Consider the following 18,892-nt stretch of genomic DNA (forward strand, 5'->3'; position numbering starts at 1 on the left):
AGTCGATGCCGGAGAGCGGCCGGACCACCAGAGCCGAGTCCGAGACCGAGACCGAGACCGAAGGTCACATAGCGAGCCCACCGGCCACCGCCTCCGTACCGAGGACCGGGCTGCTCATCACCCTGGTCCTCGGCGGGCTCACCGCCCTCGCGCCGCTCTCCATGGACATGTACCTGCCTGCCTTGCCGGAGGTCACCGGCGCGCTCCGCTCACCCGCCGCCACCATCCAGCTCACCCTGACCGCCTGCCTCGCCGGCATGGCCGTCGGCCAGCTCGTCGTCGGCCCCATGAGCGACAAATGGGGCCGGCGGCGGCCGCTGCTCGCCGGCATGACCGTGTACGTCCTCGCCACCGCCGTCTGCGCCCTCGCGCCGTCCGCCGCACTCCTCGTCGGCTTCCGGCTGCTCCAGGGCCTCGCGGGCGCGGCCGGCATCGTCATCGCCCGCGCCGTCGTCCGCGACCTCTACGACGGCGTCGCCATGGCCCGCTTCTTCTCCACCCTCATGCTCGTCTCCGGCGCCGCGCCGATCGTCGCGCCGCTCATCGGCGGCCAGATCCTGCGGATCACCGACTGGCGCGGCGTCTTCTACGTCCTCACGGGCGTCGGACTCGCCCTCACCCTGGTCGTCTGGCGCTTCCTGCACGAGACGCTGCCGCCCGAGCGGCGCCACGCCGGCGGCGTCGGCGCGGCCCTGCGCACGATGCGCGGACTGCTCGCGGACCGGGTCTTCACCGGCTACATGCTCACCGGCGGACTCGCCTTCGCCGCCCTCTTCGCCTACATCAGCGCGTCTCCCTTCGTCATCCAGGAGATCTACGGCGCCTCGCCGCAGACCTTCAGCCTGCTCTTCGGCCTCAACTCGGTCGGCCTCGTCGCCGTCGGCCAGATCAACGGCAAGCTGCTCGTCGGCCGGGTCAGCCTGGACAAGGTCCTCGGCTGGGGCCTCGGCGTCATCCTGCTCGCCGCCGCCGCGCTGCTCGTCATGACCAGCGGCGTCCTCGGCGACCCGGGCCTGCCGGCCGTGGCCGCCGGCCTCTTCGTCCTCATGTCGGCGATGGGCACCGCGATGCCCAACACCAACGCCCAGGCCCTGATGCGCACCCCGCACGCCGCGGGCTCCGCCTCCGCCCTCCTCGGCACCTCCTCCTTCCTGGTCGGCGCCGTCGCCTCGCCGCTCGTCGGCATCGCCGGCGAGAGGACCGCCGTCCCGATGGCCCTGGTCCAGCTGACCTGCGCCCTCGCCGCCCTCACCTGCTTCCTCCTGATGTGCCGCCCCTGGCGGACCTCGGCTCCCCAGGCGGACGCCTAAAATGTGCAGGTGAACGACTCCGTGCCCTCCGCCGACACTCTGCGGGCCGCTCTCGGCGCCGTCCTCGACGGGCTGCCGCCGCGGCAGGCCGCGCAGGCCGTCGAGCGGCTGATCGCCAACTACCGGGGCGCCACCCCGACCGACGCGCCCGTGCTGCGGGACCGGTCGGACGTCGCCGCCTACGCCGCGTACCGGATGCCCGCCACCTTCGAGGCGGTGCGCGCCGCCCTGGACGCGTTCGCGGCCGCCGTGCCCGGCTGGACGCCGCTCACGCACACGGACGTGGGCGGCGGCACCGGCGCGGCGAGCTGGGCGGTGGCGGAGGCCTGGGAGGGCGCGGCCCGCACCACCGTCGTGGACTGGGCCGAGCCGGCGCTGACGATCGGCGCGGAGCTCGCCCGCGGGGTCTTCGACGCCGAGTGGCGCCGGGAGCGGATCAGCGGGGCACTGAAGCTCGCCGACACCGACCTCGTCACCGTCTCGTACGTGCTCAACGAGCTCACCGAGGCCGACCGGACCGCGCTGGTCACCGAGGCCGCCCGCGCCGCGCAGGCCGTCGTGATCGTGGAGCCGGGCACGCCCGACGGCTACGAGCGGATCATCGCCGCCCGCACCCTGCTCGTCGAGGCGGGCTTCGCCGTCGCCGCGCCCTGCCCGCACAGCGGCGCCTGCCCGATCGTGCCGGGCACCGACTGGTGCCACTTCGCGGCCCGGGTCAGCCGCTCCTCGCTGCACCGGCGGGTGAAGGGCGGCTCGCTGCCGTACGAGGACGAGAAGTACGCGTACGTCGCCGCCACCCGCCTCCCCGTGGCCCCGGCGCCCTCCCGCATCACCCGCAAGCCGCAGATCCGCAAGGGCCAGGTGCTGCTCGACCTGTGCGGCCCGGACGGGCTGGCCCGGCAGACCGTCACCAAGCGGCACGGGCCCCTGTACAAGCAGGCCCGTGACGCCGACTGGGGCGATGCCTGGCCCACGGCCGAGGAGGACTGAGGACCGGCCTAGGGCCGCAGCTCCTGCGTGCAGCACTTCACGCTGCCGCCGCCCTTGAGCAGCTCGCCCAGGTCCATCCCGACCGGTTCGAAGCCCCGCTCCCGCAGCGGCTCGAACAGGCCGACGGCCGCCTGCGGCAGCAGCACGTGCCGCCCGTCGCTCACCGCGTTCAGGCCGAGTACGGCGGCGTCCTCGGCCGAGACGGTCAGGGCGTCGGGGAAGAGCCGCTCGAGGACGGCCCGGCTGCCGGGCGAGAAGGCGCCCGGGAAGTACATGATCTCGTCGCGGGCGTCGTCCAGGACCGACAGCGCCGTGTCCAGGTGGTAATAGCGCGGGTCCACCAGCTCCAGGCCGATCACCGGCCGGCCGAAGAACTCCTGGGCCTCGTCGTGCGACAGCGGACTGGACCGGAAGCCGCGGCCGGCCAGGATCCAGGAGGCGGTGACGGCGAAGTCGCCCTCGCCCTCGTTGACGTGCTCGGGCGCCCGTACGTCCGCGTCCGCCCAACCGTGTTCGCGGAACCAGGCCAGATGCGCCGCCGCCTCCGCGGAGCGCTCCGGGTAGGCGAACCGCGCGCCCAGGACACGGCCGTCGACCACGGTCGCGCCGTTCGCGGCGAAGACCATGTCCGGCAGGCCGGGGAGCGGCTCGAGCAGTTCGACGGTGTGTCCGAACGCGAGATAGCGGTCGCGGAGGTCCTCCCACTGCGCGAGCGCGAGCGGCAGGTCGACCGGCTTCGTGGGGTCCATCCAGGGGTTGATGGAGTACGTCACCGTGAAGTGCGTGGGTGCGCACATCAGATAACGGCGGGGCGCGGCCTCGCGCGGGGTGTGGCGCAAAGAGGGCTCCTCTACGGTCGCTGGACGTTGAGCCCATGGTCCGCTTTCCGGGGGCCGCGCGCAGTGGACCGTTCGGGTGGTTCGGACGAAGAGCGGGCTACCGGACATGTGGAGGGAAGGACGGGTGGTGCGAGGGAGTCGCCAGGTGGCGAGACGTGGCGTCTCGTCACCTGGTAGCGTGGCCCCATGCCCGACACCAAGGCGCCCGACTCCTCCCGCCGCAGCGACCGTTCCCGCCGCGCCATCTACGCCGCCGCCCTCGACCTCGTCTCCGAGCAGGGCTACGCCCGGACCACCGTCGAGGGCATCGCCTCCCGCGCCGGCGTCGGCAAGCAGACCATCTACCGCTGGTGGCCCGCCAACTCCAAGGCCGCCGTCCTCATGGAGGCCTTCCTCGACCTCGCCGAGCAGGCGAACGAGGCCGCCGGCGGCACCTCCGGCAGTGAGATCCCCGACACCGGCGACCTCGCCGCCGACCTCAAGCTCGTGCTGCGCGCCACCGTCGACGAGCTCGACAACCCGGTCTTCGACCGGCCCACCCGCGCGCTCGCCGCCGAGGGCATGGTCGACCCGGCCCTCGGCGCCGAGTTCACCGCCAAGCTCCTCGAACCCCAGCTCCAGCACTTCGTACGCCGCATCGAGGCCGCTCAGGCCGCCGGCGACATCGATCCCGGCGTCGACCCGCGCACCGCCGTCGAGCTGCTCGTCGGCCCGCTCCACCACCGCTGGCTGCACCGCACCCTGCCGCTCACCCACGCCTACGCCGACACCCTCGTCGACCTCGCCCTGCGCGGCCTGTCCGCCAAGAGGTGAGACCCCGGTTCCCGAGTCCGGTCACCCGAGGCGCAGGATGGTGGGACCATGGAGAGCCCGTGGGACCGAACGGGCGAGCATGAGGTGTGAGGGGATAGATGGGCGACGGCATCGGCCGCTACCGCGGCACGGAGAGCAAACTCGCACAGTGGCTGCGCAGGCGCCCCAGGCGGACCGCGGCCGACATCGAGAACGACCGCGAGAAGGCGCTCCTGGCCGTCGCCGCCGCGGGGATGCCCCTCGCCCCCGCCGCGTACCCGGTCGGCTACCGGTGTTCCTGTGAGCGGATCGGCTGTCCCACGCCCGCCCGCCACCCCGTCTCCTTCGCCTGGCAGACCCAGTCGACCACCGACCGCGCCCAGATCGAGCGCTGGGCCAAGGGACAGCCCGAGGCGAACTTCGTCACCGCCACCGGCATGGTCCACGACGTCCTCGACGTGCCGCTCGCCGCCGGCCGCGCCGCCCTGGAGCGGCTGCTCGCCGAGGGCGTCGACGTCGGCCCCGTCGCCGTCTCCGGCGCCGCGGAGGACCGGGCCGACGAGGGCCGCATGCTGTTCTTCACCGCCACCCGCGGCACGCCCGAGGACGAGGACGAGTGGTGGCCCTGCGAGCTGGACTGCCACCCGGAGACCATGGACGAGCATCCGGGCCTGCGCTGGCACTGCCGCGGCTCCTACGTCCTCGTACCGCCGTCCCGGCTGCCCGGTGACGAGGGCGCCCAGCCGGTGCTCTCCTGGCTCCGCGGCCCCGAACACGCGCTGCCCGAGCCGCTGAACCTCCTCGAGGCCCTCACCGACGCCTGCGCCCGCCACGCGGCCGCCCAGACGGACCACGGCGAGCCCGCGAACCACGAGATCGCCTGGCGCTGAGTCCGGTCGGGCGGGCCGGTTACGTTCGCCGAGCCGGGCCCCTGCCGGGCCCGCAGCGCCGTCGCCCCGGCACGGCCCGGGCCCCCGGCCGGAGGGTTACGAGCCCTCCGCCGCCGTCACGCCCTGGAGGCGGCCCACGATCACCGCGCCGTCGGCCTTCGTGCCGGCCGGCTTCACCAGGGCCGCCTGGCTGGACACCCAGCGCTTGGTGACCGTGTTCGTCACGACGCCGGTCATCAGGGCCTTCACGTCCGCGCCCACCTTCGGGCGGTAGCCCGGGGCGGCCGTCTGGCGCTCGAAGTAGCGGGTGGCGAAGAAGACCAGCGCCCCGCCGTCCTCGGTCGCGAGGCCGACCGGCGCGAAGTCGCCCCGGTTGTCGACCTGGTCGACGTACTGGGTCGCGAGTCCGGGCCGGTTGGCCGCCTTCTGCCGCTCGGTCCGCCACTCGGTGGTGTGCGGCCCGGCCGCGAACGGCCCCTGCTGGCCGTCCTTCAGGAACGCCACGTACCGCTCGCCCAGGTCCTCCGGCGCGACCGCCAGGTCCTCGGTGTCGGCGGCGACCGGCACCGCGTATCCGGCCTCCGTCCTGAACGCCGGGACCTCGTCCGGGCTCAGGATCGACAGATGGGCCACCTGCCAGGGCCGGCCGGCGGCGTCACGCACGAAGACCAGGACCCAGCGGGTGTCGCCAGGGCCCTGGTCGGTGTCCCGGTTGGAGTCGGTGTCCGCGACGAAGAAGCGCGGCCAGCCGGCCTTGCGCGGTATGACGAACTTCGCGTCGGTCAGCTCCAGCGGCCGGTGGTTCTCGTTGCCGTCCGGGTCGGTCACCTGACGCGACTTCAGGCCCGCCTGGTTGATCTCGCCGAGCGGGCCGGTGACCCGGTCCCTGTCGAGGGCCGGGTCGTAGGCCTTGTCCGCCTTGTTGAAGGCGTCCGTGAACTCCTTGAGCGCCTGCGCGGCCTCGCCCGGCGTCGTCGCCGGGATCAGCTCACGCTCGCCGTGCACCGTCACGCAGCCGCTCGCGGTCAGCGCGAGGCCGGCCGCCGTCAGCGCCGCGAGCAGCGTCTCAGCCGGCCGCTTCCGCCCGGTTCGCCTCAGCCTTCTCATCGGTCTCGGTCGCCTTCTGCTTCTCCACCCGCTTGGACGGACCCGACCCTACCGGGGCCAGGAAGATCGCGAGCGTCGGGATCAGATAGAGCAGCCAGACCGTGAGCTGAACGACCGTCGGATCCGGCTGGAAGTTGAACACGCCCTTCAGGAGCGTGCCGTACCAGCTGTCCGGCGGGATCGTGGCGGAGATGTCGAAGGCCTTGTTCTCCAGGCCGCCCAGGAAGCGCGCCTCCTGCAGGTCGTGCACGCCGTACGCGAGCACGCCCGCGGCCACCACGACCAGCATGCCGCCGGTCCAGGTGAAGAACTTCGCCAGGTTGATCCTGAGCGCGCCCCGGTAGAACAGCCAGCCCAGGAGCACCGCCGTCAGCAGGCCGAGGACCACGCCGACCAGCGGCGCGTACGTGCCGTCCGAGGAGGCCCGCACCGACGCCCACACGAACAGCGCCGTCTCCAGGCCCTCCCGCCCGACCGCGAGGAACGCCGTCGCGACCAGCGCGCCGGTGCCCATCCGCAGGGCCGCGTCCAGCTTGCCGTGCAGCTCCGCCCTCAGATGGCGGGCGGTGCGCCGCATCCAGAAGACCATCCAGGTCACGAGCACGACGGCGAGGATCGACAGCGAGCCGCCGAGCAGCTCCTGCGCCTCGAAGGTCAGCTCCTGCGAGCCGAACTCCAGGCCGGCGCCGAAGGCGAGCGCGAGCCCGACCGCGACACCGATGCCGATCCAGATCGGCCGCAGGGCGTCCCGGCGCCCCGTCTTCACCAGGTAGGCGATGAGGATGCAGACGACGAGGCTGGCCTCCAGCCCCTCGCGCAGGCCGATCAGATAGTTCCCGAACACGTCGGTTCCCTTCCTGGGTTACGAAAAGTTCCGAGCTACGCGAACAGCGCCCGGCCCCACCAGTCGTCCTTGTCGCGGACGCCCGGCGGGATCGCGAAGATCGCCGAACCGACGTGCTGGGTGTACTCGTTGAGCGCGTCGTTGCGGGCCAGCGAGGTCTGCACCGGGATGAAGCCGGTACGGACGTCCCGCTGGTACGCGAGGAAGAACAGGCCCGCCTCCAGGCGGCCCAGACCGTCGGTGCCGTCGGTGAAGGAGTAGCCGCGGCGCAGGATCGTCGCTCCGCCGTTGGTGTCCGGGTGCGCGAGGCGCACGTGCGAGTCCGGCTTCATGGCCTTGAGGAACGGCTCGTCGTGCTCCTTGGCCTTGCCGACCGGAGCGCCTTCCTTCTTGTCGCGCCCGAAGATGTCCTCCTGCTCGGAGAGCGGGGTGCGGTCCCAGGTCTCGACGTTCATCCGGATGCGGCGGGCGACGAGGTAGGAGCCGCCGTCGATCCAGGCCGCCGGGCCCTCGGCGGCCTTGCCGGACACCCACACGTGCTTGTCGAGCCGCGCGGTGTCGGTGCCCGCGATGTTGCGGGTGCCGTCCTTGAAGCCGAACAGGTTGCGCGGGGTCTGGGCGTCGGGAGTCGTCGAGGACGTCTTGCCGAAGCCCAGCTGCGACCAGCGCACGGCGACCTTGCCGAAGCCGATCCGGGCGAGGTTGCGGATGGCGTGCACGGCGACCTGCGGGTCGTCCGCGCAGGCCTGGACGCACAGGTCGCCGCCGCTGCGGGCCGGGTCCAGGTTGTCGCCGGGGAACTTGGGCAGGTCCACCAGGGCGGCGGGCCGCTTGTCCGCGAGCCCGAAGCGCCCGTCGAAGAGCGAGGGGCCGAAGCCGATGGTGAGCGTGAGCCGGGACGGCTTGAGGCCGAGCGCCTCGCCGGTGTCGTCCGGCGGGGCCTCCGGCAGACCGCCGTACGCGCCCTCGCCGACCTCGTGACCGGCCGTCATACGCTCGGCGGCCCGGGTCCAGTCCTTGAGGAGCTGGATCAGCTCCGCCCGGTCCTTCGTCTTCACGTCGAAGGCGGCGAAGTGCAGCCGGTCCTGGACGGCGGTGGCGATGCCGGCCTGGTGGGCGCCGTGGAAGGGAACGGCCGCGCCGCTCTCGGCGACCGGCACGGTGGCGTCCTCGCGGCCCCGGGTCAGGGCGACGGCGCCGCCGGCCGCGGCGGCCCCGAGCGCGATCCCGGCGCCGCCCCAGCCGATGACGCTGCGGCGGGAGGGCGCGGAGCCCGCGGAGGGCGCGGAGTCCGCGGAGGTCTCCGTGCCCGGGCGCTCGGACGCGGTGGTCCCGGGCGTGGTGCTCTCGCCGGCGTTCTCGCTCATCTCGGCTTCCCCCTTTTCTTACTTCACGACCGCGGCGGCGAGCTTGGAGAGCGGCTCGGCCAGCGCGTTGACGCCGTCCGACAGCTCCTTGCGCTGCTCCTTGCCGACCTTGTCGTACGAGGTGAAGACGTAGCCGGACGTGTCGGCGCGGTACTTGTCGAGCAGCGCGTTCAGGGCGGCGAACTGCTTGTCGAGGTCGGCGACCAGCTTCGGGTCGTTCTTCTGCGCGACCGGCTTGAGCAGCTCGAAGGACTTCTGGGCGCCCTCGACGTTGGCCTTGAAGTCGACCAGGTCGGTGTGGGAGTAGCGCTCCTCCTCACCGGTGACCTTGCCGGTGGCGACCTCGTCCAGCAGCTCCTTGGCGCCGTTGGCCATGGAGGTCGGCGTGATGTCGGCCTTGCCGACCCGCTTCTGCCAGTCGGCGAGGTCCTTGTCGAGGAGGTCGGCGAGCTGCTTCTCGCGGTCGCCGATCTTCTTGTCCTGCCACAGCGCCTTCTCCAGGCGGTGCCAGCCGGTCCAGTCCTTCGCCGGGTCCTGGCCGGCCTCCAGGCCGTCCTCGCGGACGTCGACCTTCGGGTCGATGTCGCCGAAGGACTCGGCGACCGGCTCGGTGCGCTCCCAGCCGATGCGGGAGTCGGCGTACGCCTTCTTGGCGGCCTCGACGTCACCGGCGCGGACCGCGTCGGTGAACAGCTTCACCTTGGGGAGCGTCTCGTCGGCCTGGGCCTGCACGTACTGGCGGTAGGCGGCGACGGCGGCGTCCATCTCGGGCGAGCGCTTGGCGGCGGCCTTGCCGCCGGTGGCGGTGACCTTCTGGCGGATGCCGTCGCCCTTCATGCCGGGCTTGCAGGCGATCTCGTAGTCGCCGGCCTTGATCTCGGCGGTGACGGTGGCCTTGGTGCCGGGGCCGATGTTCTCGCGCTCGGTGACGATCCGGTCGTCCGGGTAGAGGACGTAGACCTCGGTGACCTTGCTGCCGCGGTTCTCGACGTTCAGCTTGAGGTGGCCGGCCGGGAACTCCTTCTTCGAGACCTCGCAGGAGTCGTCCTTCGCCACCACCTGGACGGCGCCGTCGTCGGCCTTGGCGTCGCTTTTCTGGGTGCAGCCCGTGACGGCGGCCAGGGTCGCCGCGGTCGCGGCGGCGGTGACGACGGAGAGACGGACTGCGGCTCGCATGAATGCTCCACTCGGGGACGGGCGGCGGGGACGGGGTGAGGCGGACCTAACTTAACCGAGGCTTACCTCAGCCATACCCACCCGTCCAGTGATTCAGCTCTCAGCTCCGGCACGCCGGACACGGCCGGATCACAGCCGACTCATGAGGATTTCATGGCTTGGTCAAGGACTGGTAAAGCAGGGTGAATTGCCCCGATTTCGATTACGTGTGAGTAGTGTGGGCGGCGTCTTCCGGCGGCCGCTCCGACGCGGCACGCCTACCCGGCCGATTCCCGGCGAACCCGCCGGGCGGGACGCCTGGATGGTTGAATTCCGCCATGAACACGACCGCCACTGACATCGACGTCCTGCGGGTCTTCTGCGCGGGCGACGGCCGGTACGGCAACGCCCTCGGCGTCGTGCGCGACGGGCGCGGGTATCCGGACGAGGCCTCCCGGCAGGCCCTCGCCAAGGAACTCGGCTTCAGCGAGACCGTGTTCGTGGACGACCCGGAGCGCGGTGACGTCGACATCTACACCCCCGGCCTGCGCCTGCCCTTCGCCGGGCATCCGCTCGTCGGCGCCGCCTGGCTGCTCGACCTCCAGGTGATCTGCCCGCCGGCCGGCGAGGTGTGGGTGCGCGGGGACGGCGAGTTCACCTGGATCGAGGCCCGCGCCGAGTGGGCCCCGCCGCGCACCCTGCGCCAGTACGGCTCCGCCGCCGAGGTCGAGGCCCTCGACGTGCCCGAGCCCGGTGAGTGGATCTACGCCTGGGCCTGGGAGGAGGAGGCCGCGGGCCGGATCCGGGCGCGGGCGTTCCCGGGCCGCGGCGACGGGATCGACGAGGACGAGGCGACGGGCGCGGCGGCGCTGCTGCTCACGGCGCAGCTGGACCGGGCGCTCAACATCACCCAGGGCCTGGGCTCACAGCTGCTCACCGCGCCCGGCCCCGACGGCATCGTGGAACTCGGCGGCCGGGTCCGCCTGGAACGGACGCTGACGGTCTGAGCCGCCGCGCGCCGGGCCCTCGGGGCGCGGGCGCCCGGCGCGGGCCCGGCGTCAGACGTCAGGCGTCAGGCGTCAGGCGTCAGATGTCAGGTGGCAGGCGTCAGGCGGCGGTGAGCGGGAACTCGCCCGCCAGCTCCCGGAACACCGCGCCGTTGAAGTCGAAGGCGCGCTTGCACTCGTCGACGATCCGCTGCTTCTCCAGGTCGTCGGCGTTCACGCCGTCGAGCAGCTCCCGATAGGCCCGCTTGAAGGCGGCCGGGTTGGCGATGTTCTCGAAGACGTAGAAGCGCACGCCGTCGCCCTTGCGCGCGAAGCCCCAGGCGCGCTCGGCCCGGTCGCGGATGATCTGGCCGCCCGACAGGTCGCCCAGATAGCGCGTGTAGTGGTGCGCGACGTACCCGGCGGGCCAGTCGCGGGCGCAGTCGGCGATCCGCGCCGCGTACGCCCGCGTCGCCGGGAGCGCGGAGAGCCCGGCGCGCCAGCCGGGCCCGCGCAGATGGGCGAGGTCCTGCTCCAGGGCGGCGGTGCGGAACAGCTCCGGCTGTATGAAGGGCCCGGCGACCGGGTCGGTCTTCAGCGCCTCGGCGCCGTCCTCCAGGGCGCGGTAGACGAACCAGAGCTGCTCCGTGTAGCGCGCGTAGGCGTCGACGTCGAGTCGTCCGCCGAGGAGGTCGCTCATGAACGTCGACGACTCCGCTTCCGTGTGCTGCTCGTGCGAGGCGGTGCGGATCAGCGTCGAGAAGGGCGTGGCCAAGGCGTGCCTCCGGGACCGTCGGGGACCGTAGGGGTCGGGAACCACGGTCGATCCTGCCCACTTAGGCTTACCTAAGTCAACCGGTTCCCGACGCCCTGTCGGTAAAGACGCTACCCGTCCGGGGCGTCAGGGCAACGTGAGAATCTCGGCCCCGTTCTCGGTCACCACCAGCGTGTGCTCGAACTGGGCCGTCCGCTTGCGGTCCTTGGTCACCACGGTCCAGCCGTCGTCCCACATGTCGTACTCGTGCGTGCCGAGCGTCAGCATCGGCTCGATCGTGAACGTCATGCCCGGCTGCATGACCGTGGTGTGGTGCGGCGAGTCGTAGTGCGGAATGATCAGCCCGGAATGGAAGGACGAGTTGATGCCGTGCCCCGTGAAGTCCCGGACGACGCCGTAGCCGAAGCGCTTGGCGTACGACTCGATGACCCGGCCGATGACGTTGACCTGGCGGCCCGGCTTGACCGCCTTGATCGCCCGGTTCAGCGACTCCCGCGTGCGCTCGACGAGCAGCCGGGACTCCTCGTCCACGTCGCCGCAGAGGTAGGTGGCGTTGTTGTCGCCGTGGACGCCGTTGATGTACGCGGTCACGTCCAGGTTCACGATGTCGCCGTCCTTCAGGACGGTCGAGTCGGGGATGCCGTGGCAGATGACCTCGTTGACCGACGAGCACAGCGACTTCGGGAAGCCGCGGTAGCCGAGCGTGGACGGGTAGGCGCCGTGGTCGCACATGAACTCGTGGGCGACCCGGTCCAGCTCGTCCGTGGTGACACCCGGCGCGATGTGCTTGGCGGCCTCCTCCATCGCCTGCGCGGCGATGCGGCCGGCGATCCGCATCCGCTCGATGGTGTCGGAGTCCTGCACCTCGGGGCCGGAGTAGGGAGTGGGGGCGGGCTTACCGACGTACTCGGGGCGACGGATGGACCCCGGAACGGAACGGTGGGGGGACAGCTCCCCCGGTACGAGAAGCGACTGGCCAGACATGTCAGCGAGTCTAACGACCGCGTCTGGGGCAGCATGGTGACGGAGGAAGGAGCCGAGGATGGCCCTGTTCAAGAAGCGTACGGTCGGCAAGCCGGGCGAGTGGTTCTACTGCCTGAAGCACCAGAAGGTCGAGGAGGGCCCCGACTGTCCGGCCAAGGACCGCTTCGGGCCCTACGGCAGCCGTGAGGAGGCCCTCCACGCCATGGAGACCGCCCAGGAGCGGAACCAGGAGTGGGACACCGACCCGCGCTGGCACGACCGGACGGCCGACGACGAGCGGGACGGGCGGGCGGACGACGACGAGGGCGAGAACGAGCGGACCGACTAGCCACGACCGGTGCGGGACGGGGCGGGCCGGGGCGGGACGAGGCGGTCAGCCCGGGAAGCGGGCCTCGGCCAGCACATGGCCGTCCTGGGCCACCAGACGGGCGCCGGTCACCGTCCCGGCCCCGGAACCCAGGTCCGCGACCGGCGCTCCCCAGTACCCGTAACCGTCCTTGAGCGGGAACGAGCCCACCGGGAACGCCGAACCGTCCGCCCGTACGAGCAGACAGCGCACCGGCCCGCCGCCCGCGCCGTCCAGGTCGACGGACATGTACACCCAGCCGCCCGCCCCGGTCCCGGTGCCGGGGTGGGCGTAGATCCGGCCCACCTCGTGGCCGCCGGCCAGCAGCGCCGCCTCCCTCAGCTCGGTACGCTGCGTGACCGCCGCCGGCGCGCTCCCGACCACCGTCGAGCCGACCGCCCAGCCGCCGAAACCGCAGGCCAGCGCCGCGGCCACGGCGGCCGCCGCGAGCCGCAGCCGGCCTGCCCGCCCACGGCGGCCGCGGGCGGCCGGCGCCGGCGCCATCGCCCGTACGACCCGGCTCTCGAAGCCGACCGGAGGCTCGGCGCCCGGCAGCAGCCCGAGCAGCCCGTCGCCGACCGCCGTCAGCCGCCGCACGTGCTCCCGGCAGTCCGGGCAGCGGTCCAGATGGGCGAGCGCCTCGGCCCGCTCCCGGGCGGGCAGGGCCCCGAGCGCCAGCTCGGCGCCGAGCTCCCGCAGCCGCCCGCAGTCCATGCCGCCCACCGTGCCGCTCACCGCTCCTCCTGGTCCTTGTCCGCCTGGTCCTCGGCCTCCTCCTCGGCGCCGAGGAGGACCCGCACCTTGGCCGTGCCCGCCCGGATCCGGGTCTTGGCCGTGCCCAGCGGAATGCCCTCGAAGCCGGCGATCTCCCGCGCCGTCATCCCGTAGATCCCCGCCATGACCAGCGCCCGCGCCTGCCCCGCCGGCAGCCGCGCCACGGCCCGCCGCACCCGCTCCGCGCTCTCGTCGGCCACCGCCCACCGCTCGGGCGTCTCGGTCACCAGGCCCAGCAGCGCGTCCAGGTCCTCCGGCGCGACCGGGCTCGCACGGCGCGCCCGCACCGCGTCGATCGCCAGGTTGTGGGCGATGGCCGTCAGCCAGGTCCGTACGGAACCGCGCCGCGAGTCGTAGACCTGGGCGTGCCGCCAGGCCCGCTCGAAGGTCTGCTGCGCGACGTCCTCGGCGAGCTGGGGATCGCCGACGACGGCTACGGCGACGCCGAAGACCGTGCGCTGGAAACGGCGCACGAACGCGACCGCGATCTCCGGATCGCCCGTCGTCAGCCCGGAGAGCAGTGCCTCGTCGGACGCCCGCCCGAGGGAAAGGCCCATGCGTCGCACAACCGTGGATACGTTCCGCAGTCCCGAAGGGATTGCCTCATGTCCATTCTCCGCGCCCGTCCGCCGCGCGCCGGGGCGCAATCCCATCCGGCGGCTGCGCCGTATCTCCTGCGGAGGACCGAACCATGACGTATCCACGACCACGACCACGCACGCGCAACCGCGTCGCCCTCGGTCTGTCGGCCGCCGCGCTGGCCGCCTTCCTGGCCGCCTGCGGCGGTGGCGACGACAACGGCGGAGGCACCGGGACCACGGCCCCGCCGCCGAGCGCCACCACGGCGGCGCACCAGGTCGACGCGGCGCTGTCCGACTTCCACATCACGCTCTCGCAGAAGACGTTCGAGCCCGGCGACTACACCTTCACCCTGAAGAACGACGGGCACCACGACCACGCCCTGGAGGTCGAGGGACCCGGCGGCGAGACCCGCAGCAACACGATCGGGCCCGGCGAGTCCACCACCTTCAAGGTGACCCTGAAGTCCGGCACGTACGAGGTCTACTGCCCGGTCGACGGCCACAAGGACCTGGGCATGAAGACCGAGATCACCGTGGGCGGTGGGGGCGGTGCGCCCACCAACGGCTACTAGCGGATCGGCCACCAGCCCGCCGGTGACGGCCGTCCTGCGCGTGACGTCCGCCGGCCTGACCGGGGCGATGGCCGGCATCCATCTGTACCTCTGGGCCACGGGCTATCAGGACCTGGCCACCGTCGGCGCGCTCTTCCTGCTCAACGGCATCGTCGGCGCCGTCCTGGCCGTGGCCCTGCTCGTCACGCCCGTGCGGTGGCTCGGGCCGGTGGCCGCCGTCACGGCGCTGTTCACGGCGGGCACGCTGGGCGCGCTGTTCCTGAGCCTGACGACGGGCCTGTTCGGCTTCGACGAGTCCCTGGACGCGGAGCTGGTGCGGCCCACGCTGGGTGTGGAGACGGCCGGAGTGATCGTCCTGACCACGCTGGCCGTGGCCGCGCTCAGCCACCGCTACCACCTCCCTCACCTGCACCACGGACACCACCGGCAGCGCGGGCGGCACGAGGACCACGGGCGCCCGGCGCGCCCCGGGGACGACGGCGCTCAGGGCTCGCGCCACCTCAGGAGGTGACCGGCTCGGCCCGGCCGGTCCCCTCCGCCCGGGCCGCCTTGCGGGCCAGCGCGTCCTCGTCCGTCTCGGCGTCGTACGCGAGCAGCTTCGGCAGCGCCAGGCACAGCAGGCCCACCGACGCCACGCACGCGACGCCGCCCGACCAGATCGCGGCCCGGGTGCCCGTCCAGCCGGCCGTCGTGCCCGCCCGGACCTGCCCGAGCTGCGGGCCGACGCTGTACGAGAGGACCTCGATGCCCGCGAGACGGCCGCGCAGCTCCTCGGGGATCGTCTGGTTCCAGATGGTGGCGCGGCCGAGGCCGCTCAGCATGTCGCCGGCGCCCGCGAAGGCCAGGCACAGCAGGACCGCCCACACGTTCCCGAACCAGCCCGCCGCCGCGATCGCGAGGCCCCAGCCGGTCGCCCCGGCCACCACGAGCAGTCCGTGCCGCCGCACCCGCGAGGTCCAGCCGCTGGTGAGCCCGAGCACGAGCGAGCCGACCGAACCGGCCGCGTACATCAGGCCCAGCGACCAGTCCGCGCCCAGGTCGTCCGCGAGGAACGGGAAGATCGTGTTCGGGAACGCGAAGAACATCGCGGCGAGGTCGATCGCGTACGTGCCGAGCAGCACCGGCCGCGACCACGCGTACCGCGCGCCCTGCGCGATGCCGCGGAGCGACGGCTTGTCGGCGTCGTGCGCGGGCGGCGCGGGCGAGAGCCGCCGGCACAGCGCGACGGACACCAGATAGCCGGCGAGCGTCACGCCGTACGCGGCCGCGTGCCCCGCGTACGCCACGACCAGGCCCGCGAGGGCGGGCCCGGCGATGGACCCGATCTGCCAGCGCAGCGCGTTCAGCGCGGCGGCGGCCGTCTGCTGCTCGTGCGGCACGATCCGGGCGAGGAGCGAGTCGAGCGCGGGCCGCTGGAGTCCGGCCAGGGCGGAGACGCCGGCGGCGACGACGTACAGCGGCCACAGCAGCGGGTGCGGCAGCGAGGCGTTGACCAGCAGCACCAGCGCGAGCAGCCCGAGCCCCGCCTCGGTGGCGAGGATCACCTTGCGCCGGTCGACGGCGTCGGCGAGCGCCCCGCCGTACAGGCCGAACACCACCAGCGGCACCAGCTCGACGGCCCCCATCACACCGACGGCGAACGGCGACCCGGTCAGCTCCTTGATCTGCAGCGGCAGCGCGACCAGCGCCATGAACGACGCGAAGACGGTGACGGCTCCCTGCACCCACAACAAGCGGAAGTCGAAGGACGCACGCCAGGGCGCGAGATCGGGCAGCAGCCGGGCGAGGGTTTTCACGAGGGGCCATGGTGGGCGGACCGCGTGCCCGGGGCAACCGAATTACCGGGCCGGCGGGGCGGACGCGCAGGCCGGAGGAGCGGGTCGCGCGGGCTGGCGGGGCGCTGGCGCGGGCCGGGTGGGGCGGATCGCGCTGGCCGGCGAGGCCGACCGCACAGGCCGGCGGGCCCGGTCGTGCCGGCCGGCGCGCTGGTCTCCGCGGTCGGTGGGCCCGCCCGCGCAGGTCGCCGAGCCCGATCGCGCGTCGCGGCCTCGCGTCACCAGCGCGGTGGCGGCGGTGCCGTCAGCTGGTCGGCGAGGCGCGAGAGCCGGTCGCGGAAGCGCAGGCGGCCGCGGGGTGCGGGCGGCAGGCAGTTCTCCCCGGTGGCCGCGCTCACCAGGTGCTGAACGGTGTCGAGGTCGACCTCGGCGTCCGGCGCCACCGTCAGCGACTCGTGCGCGAGGCCGAGCAGCTCGGCGTCGCCGCCGTCCAGGGACAGCACCGTGGCGCCCGCCCGCCGGGCGTCGTGGACCCGTTCGAGCAGCGCCTCCTCCGGCCGCGACGGCGCGACCAGCAGCAGCGTCGCCCCGCGCCCCGCCGACTCGATCCTGCCGAGCCCGACCGACAGGTGCGCCGCGTCGCCGGGCCGTACCCGGTGGCGCACCAGGGTCGGCGCCAGCTCGGGACGGCCCGACCAGGCCGACTCGTCGACGAGGTGCGCGGCCAGGTGCCACGGCTCGTACTCCTTCGTGCCGACGAGCAGCAGCCCGCCTCCGTGCGAGACGACCGAGGAGCGCAGCGAGCCCGCGAAACGGCGGGCGGCGCCCGGCCACTCGGTCCCGGCGAGCACCTCGCGCAGTGTGGCGACACGTACGGCGTCCATGGGTCCGCATGGTGCACCGGCGAGACGGCCGCCCGCGGCCGTTCGGCCCGGACTCACCCGGACGGGGTCCTCCGCACCGACCGGCCAGTAATGTCGGGGCCATGACTTCCTCTACCCCTGCACCCAAGGACCCCTGGGACCTGCCGGACGTCTCCGGCCTCGTCGTCGGCGTCCTCGGCGGCACCGGCGACCAGGGCCGCGGCCTCGCCTACCGCCTCGCCAAGGCCGGCCAGAAGGTGATCATCGGCTCGCGGGCCGCCGACCGCGCCCGGACCGCCGCCGCGGAGCTGGGCCTCGGCGTCGAGGGCGCGGACAACGCCGAGTGCGCCCGCCGCAGCGACATCGTGATCGTCGCCGTGCCGTGGGAGGGCCACGCCAAGACCCTGGAGTCGCTGCGCGGGGAACTCGCCGGCAAGCTCGTCGTGGACTGCGTGAACCCGCTCGGCTTCGACAAGAAGGGCGCCTACGCGCTCAAGCCGGAGGAAGGCTCCGCCGCCGAGCAGGCCGCCGCGCTGCTGCCCGACGCGCGCGTCACCGCCGCCTTCCACCACCTGTCGGCCGTCCTCCTCCAGGACGCCTCGATCGACGAGATCGACACCGACGTCATGGTCCTCGGCGAGGTCCGCGCCGACGTGGAGATCGTCCAGGCCCTGGCCGGCCGCATCCCCGGCATGCGCGGCGTCTTCGCCGGCCGGCTGCGCAACGCCCACCAGGTCGAGTCGCTCGTCGCCAACCTGATCTCGGTCAACCGCCGCTACAAGGCCCACGCGGGCCTGCGGGTCACCGACGTCTGAGCCGGTCCCGGCACGGACCGGGGCATGGGGGACACTGGACGGGCACGAAACGCCGTAACCGGACAGGAGCCGACCCCATGCCCCGCCTCGCCCTCTACGCCCTTGTCGTCTGCGCGCTCGCCGTCGCCGCGGCCGTCGTCTCCTTCGCCCAGGGCAGCTTCATCGGCATCGTGTGGGTGCTGCTCGCGGGCCTGTCGTCGAACATGGCCTGGTTCTACGTCAAGCGCGCCCGCCTGTCCGCCGCCCCGGCCGACTCCGAGTCCTAGACCGGCCGGACCGGATCGGGTCCGGTGGGTCAGATCTCGCAGATCTCCGGCGTGCCCCGCCAGAACCGGAACAGCTCCGAGCCGCAGTAGCGGGACAGCTCCGGCACGCCGAGCGCCCGCATGAGCGCGTCGATCGCGTCGAAGAAGGCCCCGTTGATCGCCGGGACGAAGAGCAGCGCGATCACGACGAAGAAGCCGTACGGCGCGTAGGGCTCGATCTGCCGCTTGACGTTGTACGACAGCCAGGGCTCGATCACGCCGTAACCGTCCAGGCCCGGCACCGGCAGCAGGTTCAGCAGGGCCGCCGTGACCTGGAGGAACGCCAGGAAGGCGAGCGCGTACTGGAAGGTGACCGGGACGCCGTCGAGGGCGCCGAGCCAGAACGGCGCGGTGCAGACGAGGGCGAACAGCACGTTCGCCAGCGGCCCCGCCGCCGAGATGAGGCTGTGCTTCCAGCGGCCCCGGACCCGGTCGCGCTCGATGAACACGGCGCCGCCCGGCAGACCGATACCGCCCATGATCACGAAGAGCACCGGCAGCACGATGCTGAGGACGGCGTGGGTGTACGCGAGCGGGTTGAGGGTCAGATAGCCCCGGGCGCCCACCGTGATGTCGCCGCCGTGCAGGGCGGTGCGGGCGTGCGCGTACTCGTGCAGACAGAGCGAGACGATCCAGGCCGAGGTCACGAAGAGGAACACGGCGAGCCCGGGCACGGTCGCGAAGTCCGTCCAGACGGCCCAGCCGGTGACGGCCATGACCGCGAGGATCGCCAGGAAGACGGGGCTGATCCGCCGGTCGTGGTGGCGGTGGGTGGTCGTGGACATGATGAGGCTCCCGGTGCGGTTCGGCGCGGACGTCTTC

Annotated in this window: 22 protein-coding genes; 10 read left to right on the plus strand and 12 right to left on the minus strand. The window is 73.1% G+C overall.

The features are described from left to right. Nucleotides 1-5 precede the first annotated feature (5 nt). Both ACIGO8_RS23575 and ACIGO8_RS23580 read left to right on the plus strand, forming a co-directional pair. Complete coding sequence (locus ACIGO8_RS23575) at nt 6-1,310, plus strand: multidrug effflux MFS transporter (protein WP_399733947.1); 1,305 nt, start codon at nt 6-8, stop codon at nt 1,308-1,310. A gap of 9 nt (nt 1,311-1,319) precedes the next feature. Continuing rightward, nucleotides 1,320-2,300: a small ribosomal subunit Rsm22 family protein gene (locus ACIGO8_RS23580; protein ID WP_399733949.1), complete on the plus strand. Its 981-nt coding sequence runs from the start codon at nt 1,320-1,322 to the stop codon at nt 2,298-2,300. 8 nt (nt 2,301-2,308) lie between these two features. On the opposite strand, the gene ddaH is transcribed toward ACIGO8_RS23580, so the two are convergent. Further along, nucleotides 2,309-3,139, minus strand: coding sequence for a dimethylargininase (gene ddaH / locus ACIGO8_RS23585; protein WP_399733952.1), 831 nt, complete (start codon nt 3,137-3,139; stop codon nt 2,309-2,311). Between the two features lie 186 nt (nt 3,140-3,325). Here ddaH and ACIGO8_RS23590 point away from each other — a divergent pair, with 186 nt between their 5' ends. Both ACIGO8_RS23590 and ACIGO8_RS23595 read left to right on the plus strand, forming a co-directional pair. After that, nucleotides 3,326-3,952: a TetR/AcrR family transcriptional regulator gene (locus tag ACIGO8_RS23590; RefSeq protein WP_399733955.1), complete on the plus strand. Its 627-nt coding sequence runs from the start codon at nt 3,326-3,328 to the stop codon at nt 3,950-3,952. A gap of 98 nt (nt 3,953-4,050) precedes the next feature. Beyond that, nucleotides 4,051-4,821: a bifunctional DNA primase/polymerase gene (locus ACIGO8_RS23595; RefSeq protein WP_399733958.1), complete on the plus strand. Its 771-nt coding sequence runs from the start codon at nt 4,051-4,053 to the stop codon at nt 4,819-4,821. 96 nt (nt 4,822-4,917) lie between these two features. Here the strand turns inward: ACIGO8_RS23595 and ACIGO8_RS23600 are convergent, their stop codons facing one another. Genes ACIGO8_RS23600 through efeO form a run of 4 tightly spaced genes read right to left on the minus strand, consistent with a single transcriptional unit; the run spans nt 4,918 to nt 9,315 of the window. Beyond that, entirely contained in the window at nt 4,918-5,928 is a 1,011-nt protein-coding gene (locus ACIGO8_RS23600) for a hypothetical protein (protein WP_399733960.1), read from the minus strand. Further along, entirely contained in the window at nt 5,888-6,772 is an 885-nt protein-coding gene (gene efeU, locus ACIGO8_RS23605) for an iron uptake transporter permease EfeU (RefSeq protein ID WP_399733963.1), read from the minus strand. Before efeU ends, ACIGO8_RS23600 begins: the two co-directional genes overlap by 41 nt. 35 nt (nt 6,773-6,807) lie before the next feature. Beyond that, nucleotides 6,808-8,139, minus strand: coding sequence for an iron uptake transporter deferrochelatase/peroxidase subunit (gene efeB, locus ACIGO8_RS23610; RefSeq protein ID WP_399733966.1), 1,332 nt, complete (start codon nt 8,137-8,139; stop codon nt 6,808-6,810). A gap of 18 nt (nt 8,140-8,157) precedes the next feature. After that, a complete protein-coding gene (gene efeO / locus ACIGO8_RS23615) occupies nt 8,158-9,315 on the minus strand; it encodes an iron uptake system protein EfeO (RefSeq protein WP_399733969.1) in 1,158 nt (385 codons plus the stop codon). A 317-nt stretch (nt 9,316-9,632) separates the two neighbouring features. Between efeO and ACIGO8_RS23620 the strand changes: the two genes are divergently transcribed. Beyond that, nucleotides 9,633-10,301 carry a PhzF family phenazine biosynthesis protein gene (locus ACIGO8_RS23620; RefSeq protein WP_399733972.1) on the plus strand — a complete coding sequence of 223 codons (669 nt, stop codon included), beginning with the start codon at nt 9,633-9,635 and terminating at the stop codon, nt 10,299-10,301. Nucleotides 10,302-10,401: 100 nt separating this feature from the next. Here the strand turns inward: ACIGO8_RS23620 and ACIGO8_RS23625 are convergent, their stop codons facing one another. After that, entirely contained in the window at nt 10,402-11,055 is a 654-nt protein-coding gene (locus ACIGO8_RS23625) for a heme oxygenase (biliverdin-producing) (RefSeq protein WP_399733975.1), read from the minus strand. 126 nt (nt 11,056-11,181) lie between these two features. Next, entirely contained in the window at nt 11,182-12,039 is an 858-nt protein-coding gene (gene map / locus ACIGO8_RS23630; RefSeq protein WP_399733978.1) for a type I methionyl aminopeptidase, read from the minus strand. Between the two features lie 58 nt (nt 12,040-12,097). Here map and ACIGO8_RS23635 point away from each other — a divergent pair, with 58 nt between their 5' ends. Further along, nucleotides 12,098-12,367 (plus strand): hypothetical protein, encoded by a 270-nt coding sequence (locus ACIGO8_RS23635; protein ID WP_399733981.1) that lies wholly within the window; start codon nt 12,098-12,100, stop codon nt 12,365-12,367. A 45-nt stretch (nt 12,368-12,412) separates the two neighbouring features. Here ACIGO8_RS23635 and ACIGO8_RS23640 read toward each other — a convergent pair whose 3' ends face one another. Together ACIGO8_RS23640 and ACIGO8_RS23645 are read right to left on the minus strand one after the other, a co-directional pair. After that, on the minus strand, nt 12,413-13,120 hold the full coding sequence (locus tag ACIGO8_RS23640; protein ID WP_399733984.1) for an anti-sigma factor family protein: 708 nt from the start codon (nt 13,118-13,120) through the stop codon (nt 12,413-12,415). Beyond that, nucleotides 13,117-13,716, minus strand: a complete 600-nt coding sequence (locus ACIGO8_RS23645; protein WP_399733987.1) for an RNA polymerase sigma factor — start codon at nt 13,714-13,716, stop codon at nt 13,117-13,119. Before ACIGO8_RS23645 ends, ACIGO8_RS23640 begins: the two co-directional genes overlap by 4 nt. 134 nt (nt 13,717-13,850) lie before the next feature. Between ACIGO8_RS23645 and ACIGO8_RS23650 the strand changes: the two genes are divergently transcribed. Next, nucleotides 13,851-14,312, plus strand: coding sequence for a plastocyanin/azurin family copper-binding protein (locus ACIGO8_RS23650; protein WP_399733990.1), 462 nt, complete (start codon nt 13,851-13,853; stop codon nt 14,310-14,312). Between the two features lie 22 nt (nt 14,313-14,334). Then, the gene (locus ACIGO8_RS23655; RefSeq protein WP_399733992.1) at nt 14,335-14,823 is read left to right on the plus strand and encodes a hypothetical protein; all 489 of its coding nucleotides are present in this window, start codon (nt 14,335-14,337) and stop codon (nt 14,821-14,823) included. On the opposite strand, the gene ACIGO8_RS23660 is transcribed toward ACIGO8_RS23655, so the two are convergent. Both ACIGO8_RS23660 and ACIGO8_RS23665 read right to left on the minus strand, forming a co-directional pair. Then, nucleotides 14,813-16,108 carry an MFS transporter gene (locus tag ACIGO8_RS23660; RefSeq protein WP_399733995.1) on the minus strand — a complete coding sequence of 432 codons (1,296 nt, stop codon included), beginning with the start codon at nt 16,106-16,108 and terminating at the stop codon, nt 14,813-14,815. The genes ACIGO8_RS23655 and ACIGO8_RS23660 overlap by 11 nt on opposite strands. Nucleotides 16,109-16,365: 257 nt before the next feature. Further along, nucleotides 16,366-16,971: a hypothetical protein gene (locus tag ACIGO8_RS23665; RefSeq protein ID WP_399733998.1), complete on the minus strand. Its 606-nt coding sequence runs from the start codon at nt 16,969-16,971 to the stop codon at nt 16,366-16,368. A 101-nt stretch (nt 16,972-17,072) separates the two neighbouring features. Here ACIGO8_RS23665 and npdG point away from each other — a divergent pair, with 101 nt between their 5' ends. Both npdG and ACIGO8_RS23675 read left to right on the plus strand, forming a co-directional pair. Then, nucleotides 17,073-17,765 carry an NADPH-dependent F420 reductase gene (gene npdG, locus ACIGO8_RS23670; protein WP_399734000.1) on the plus strand — a complete coding sequence of 231 codons (693 nt, stop codon included), beginning with the start codon at nt 17,073-17,075 and terminating at the stop codon, nt 17,763-17,765. Between the two features lie 77 nt (nt 17,766-17,842). Next, nucleotides 17,843-18,031: a hypothetical protein gene (locus ACIGO8_RS23675; protein ID WP_399734004.1), complete on the plus strand. Its 189-nt coding sequence runs from the start codon at nt 17,843-17,845 to the stop codon at nt 18,029-18,031. A gap of 29 nt (nt 18,032-18,060) precedes the next feature. On the opposite strand, the gene ACIGO8_RS23680 is transcribed toward ACIGO8_RS23675, so the two are convergent. Further along, nucleotides 18,061-18,855: a site-2 protease family protein gene (locus ACIGO8_RS23680; protein ID WP_399734006.1), complete on the minus strand. Its 795-nt coding sequence runs from the start codon at nt 18,853-18,855 to the stop codon at nt 18,061-18,063. Nucleotides 18,856-18,892 lie beyond the last annotated feature (37 nt).

Origin of the sequence: Streptomyces sp. NPDC053493 (assembly GCF_044544825.1) — a bacterium.
In the GTDB taxonomy this organism is placed as follows: Bacteria; Actinomycetota; Actinomycetes; order Streptomycetales; family Streptomycetaceae; genus Streptomyces.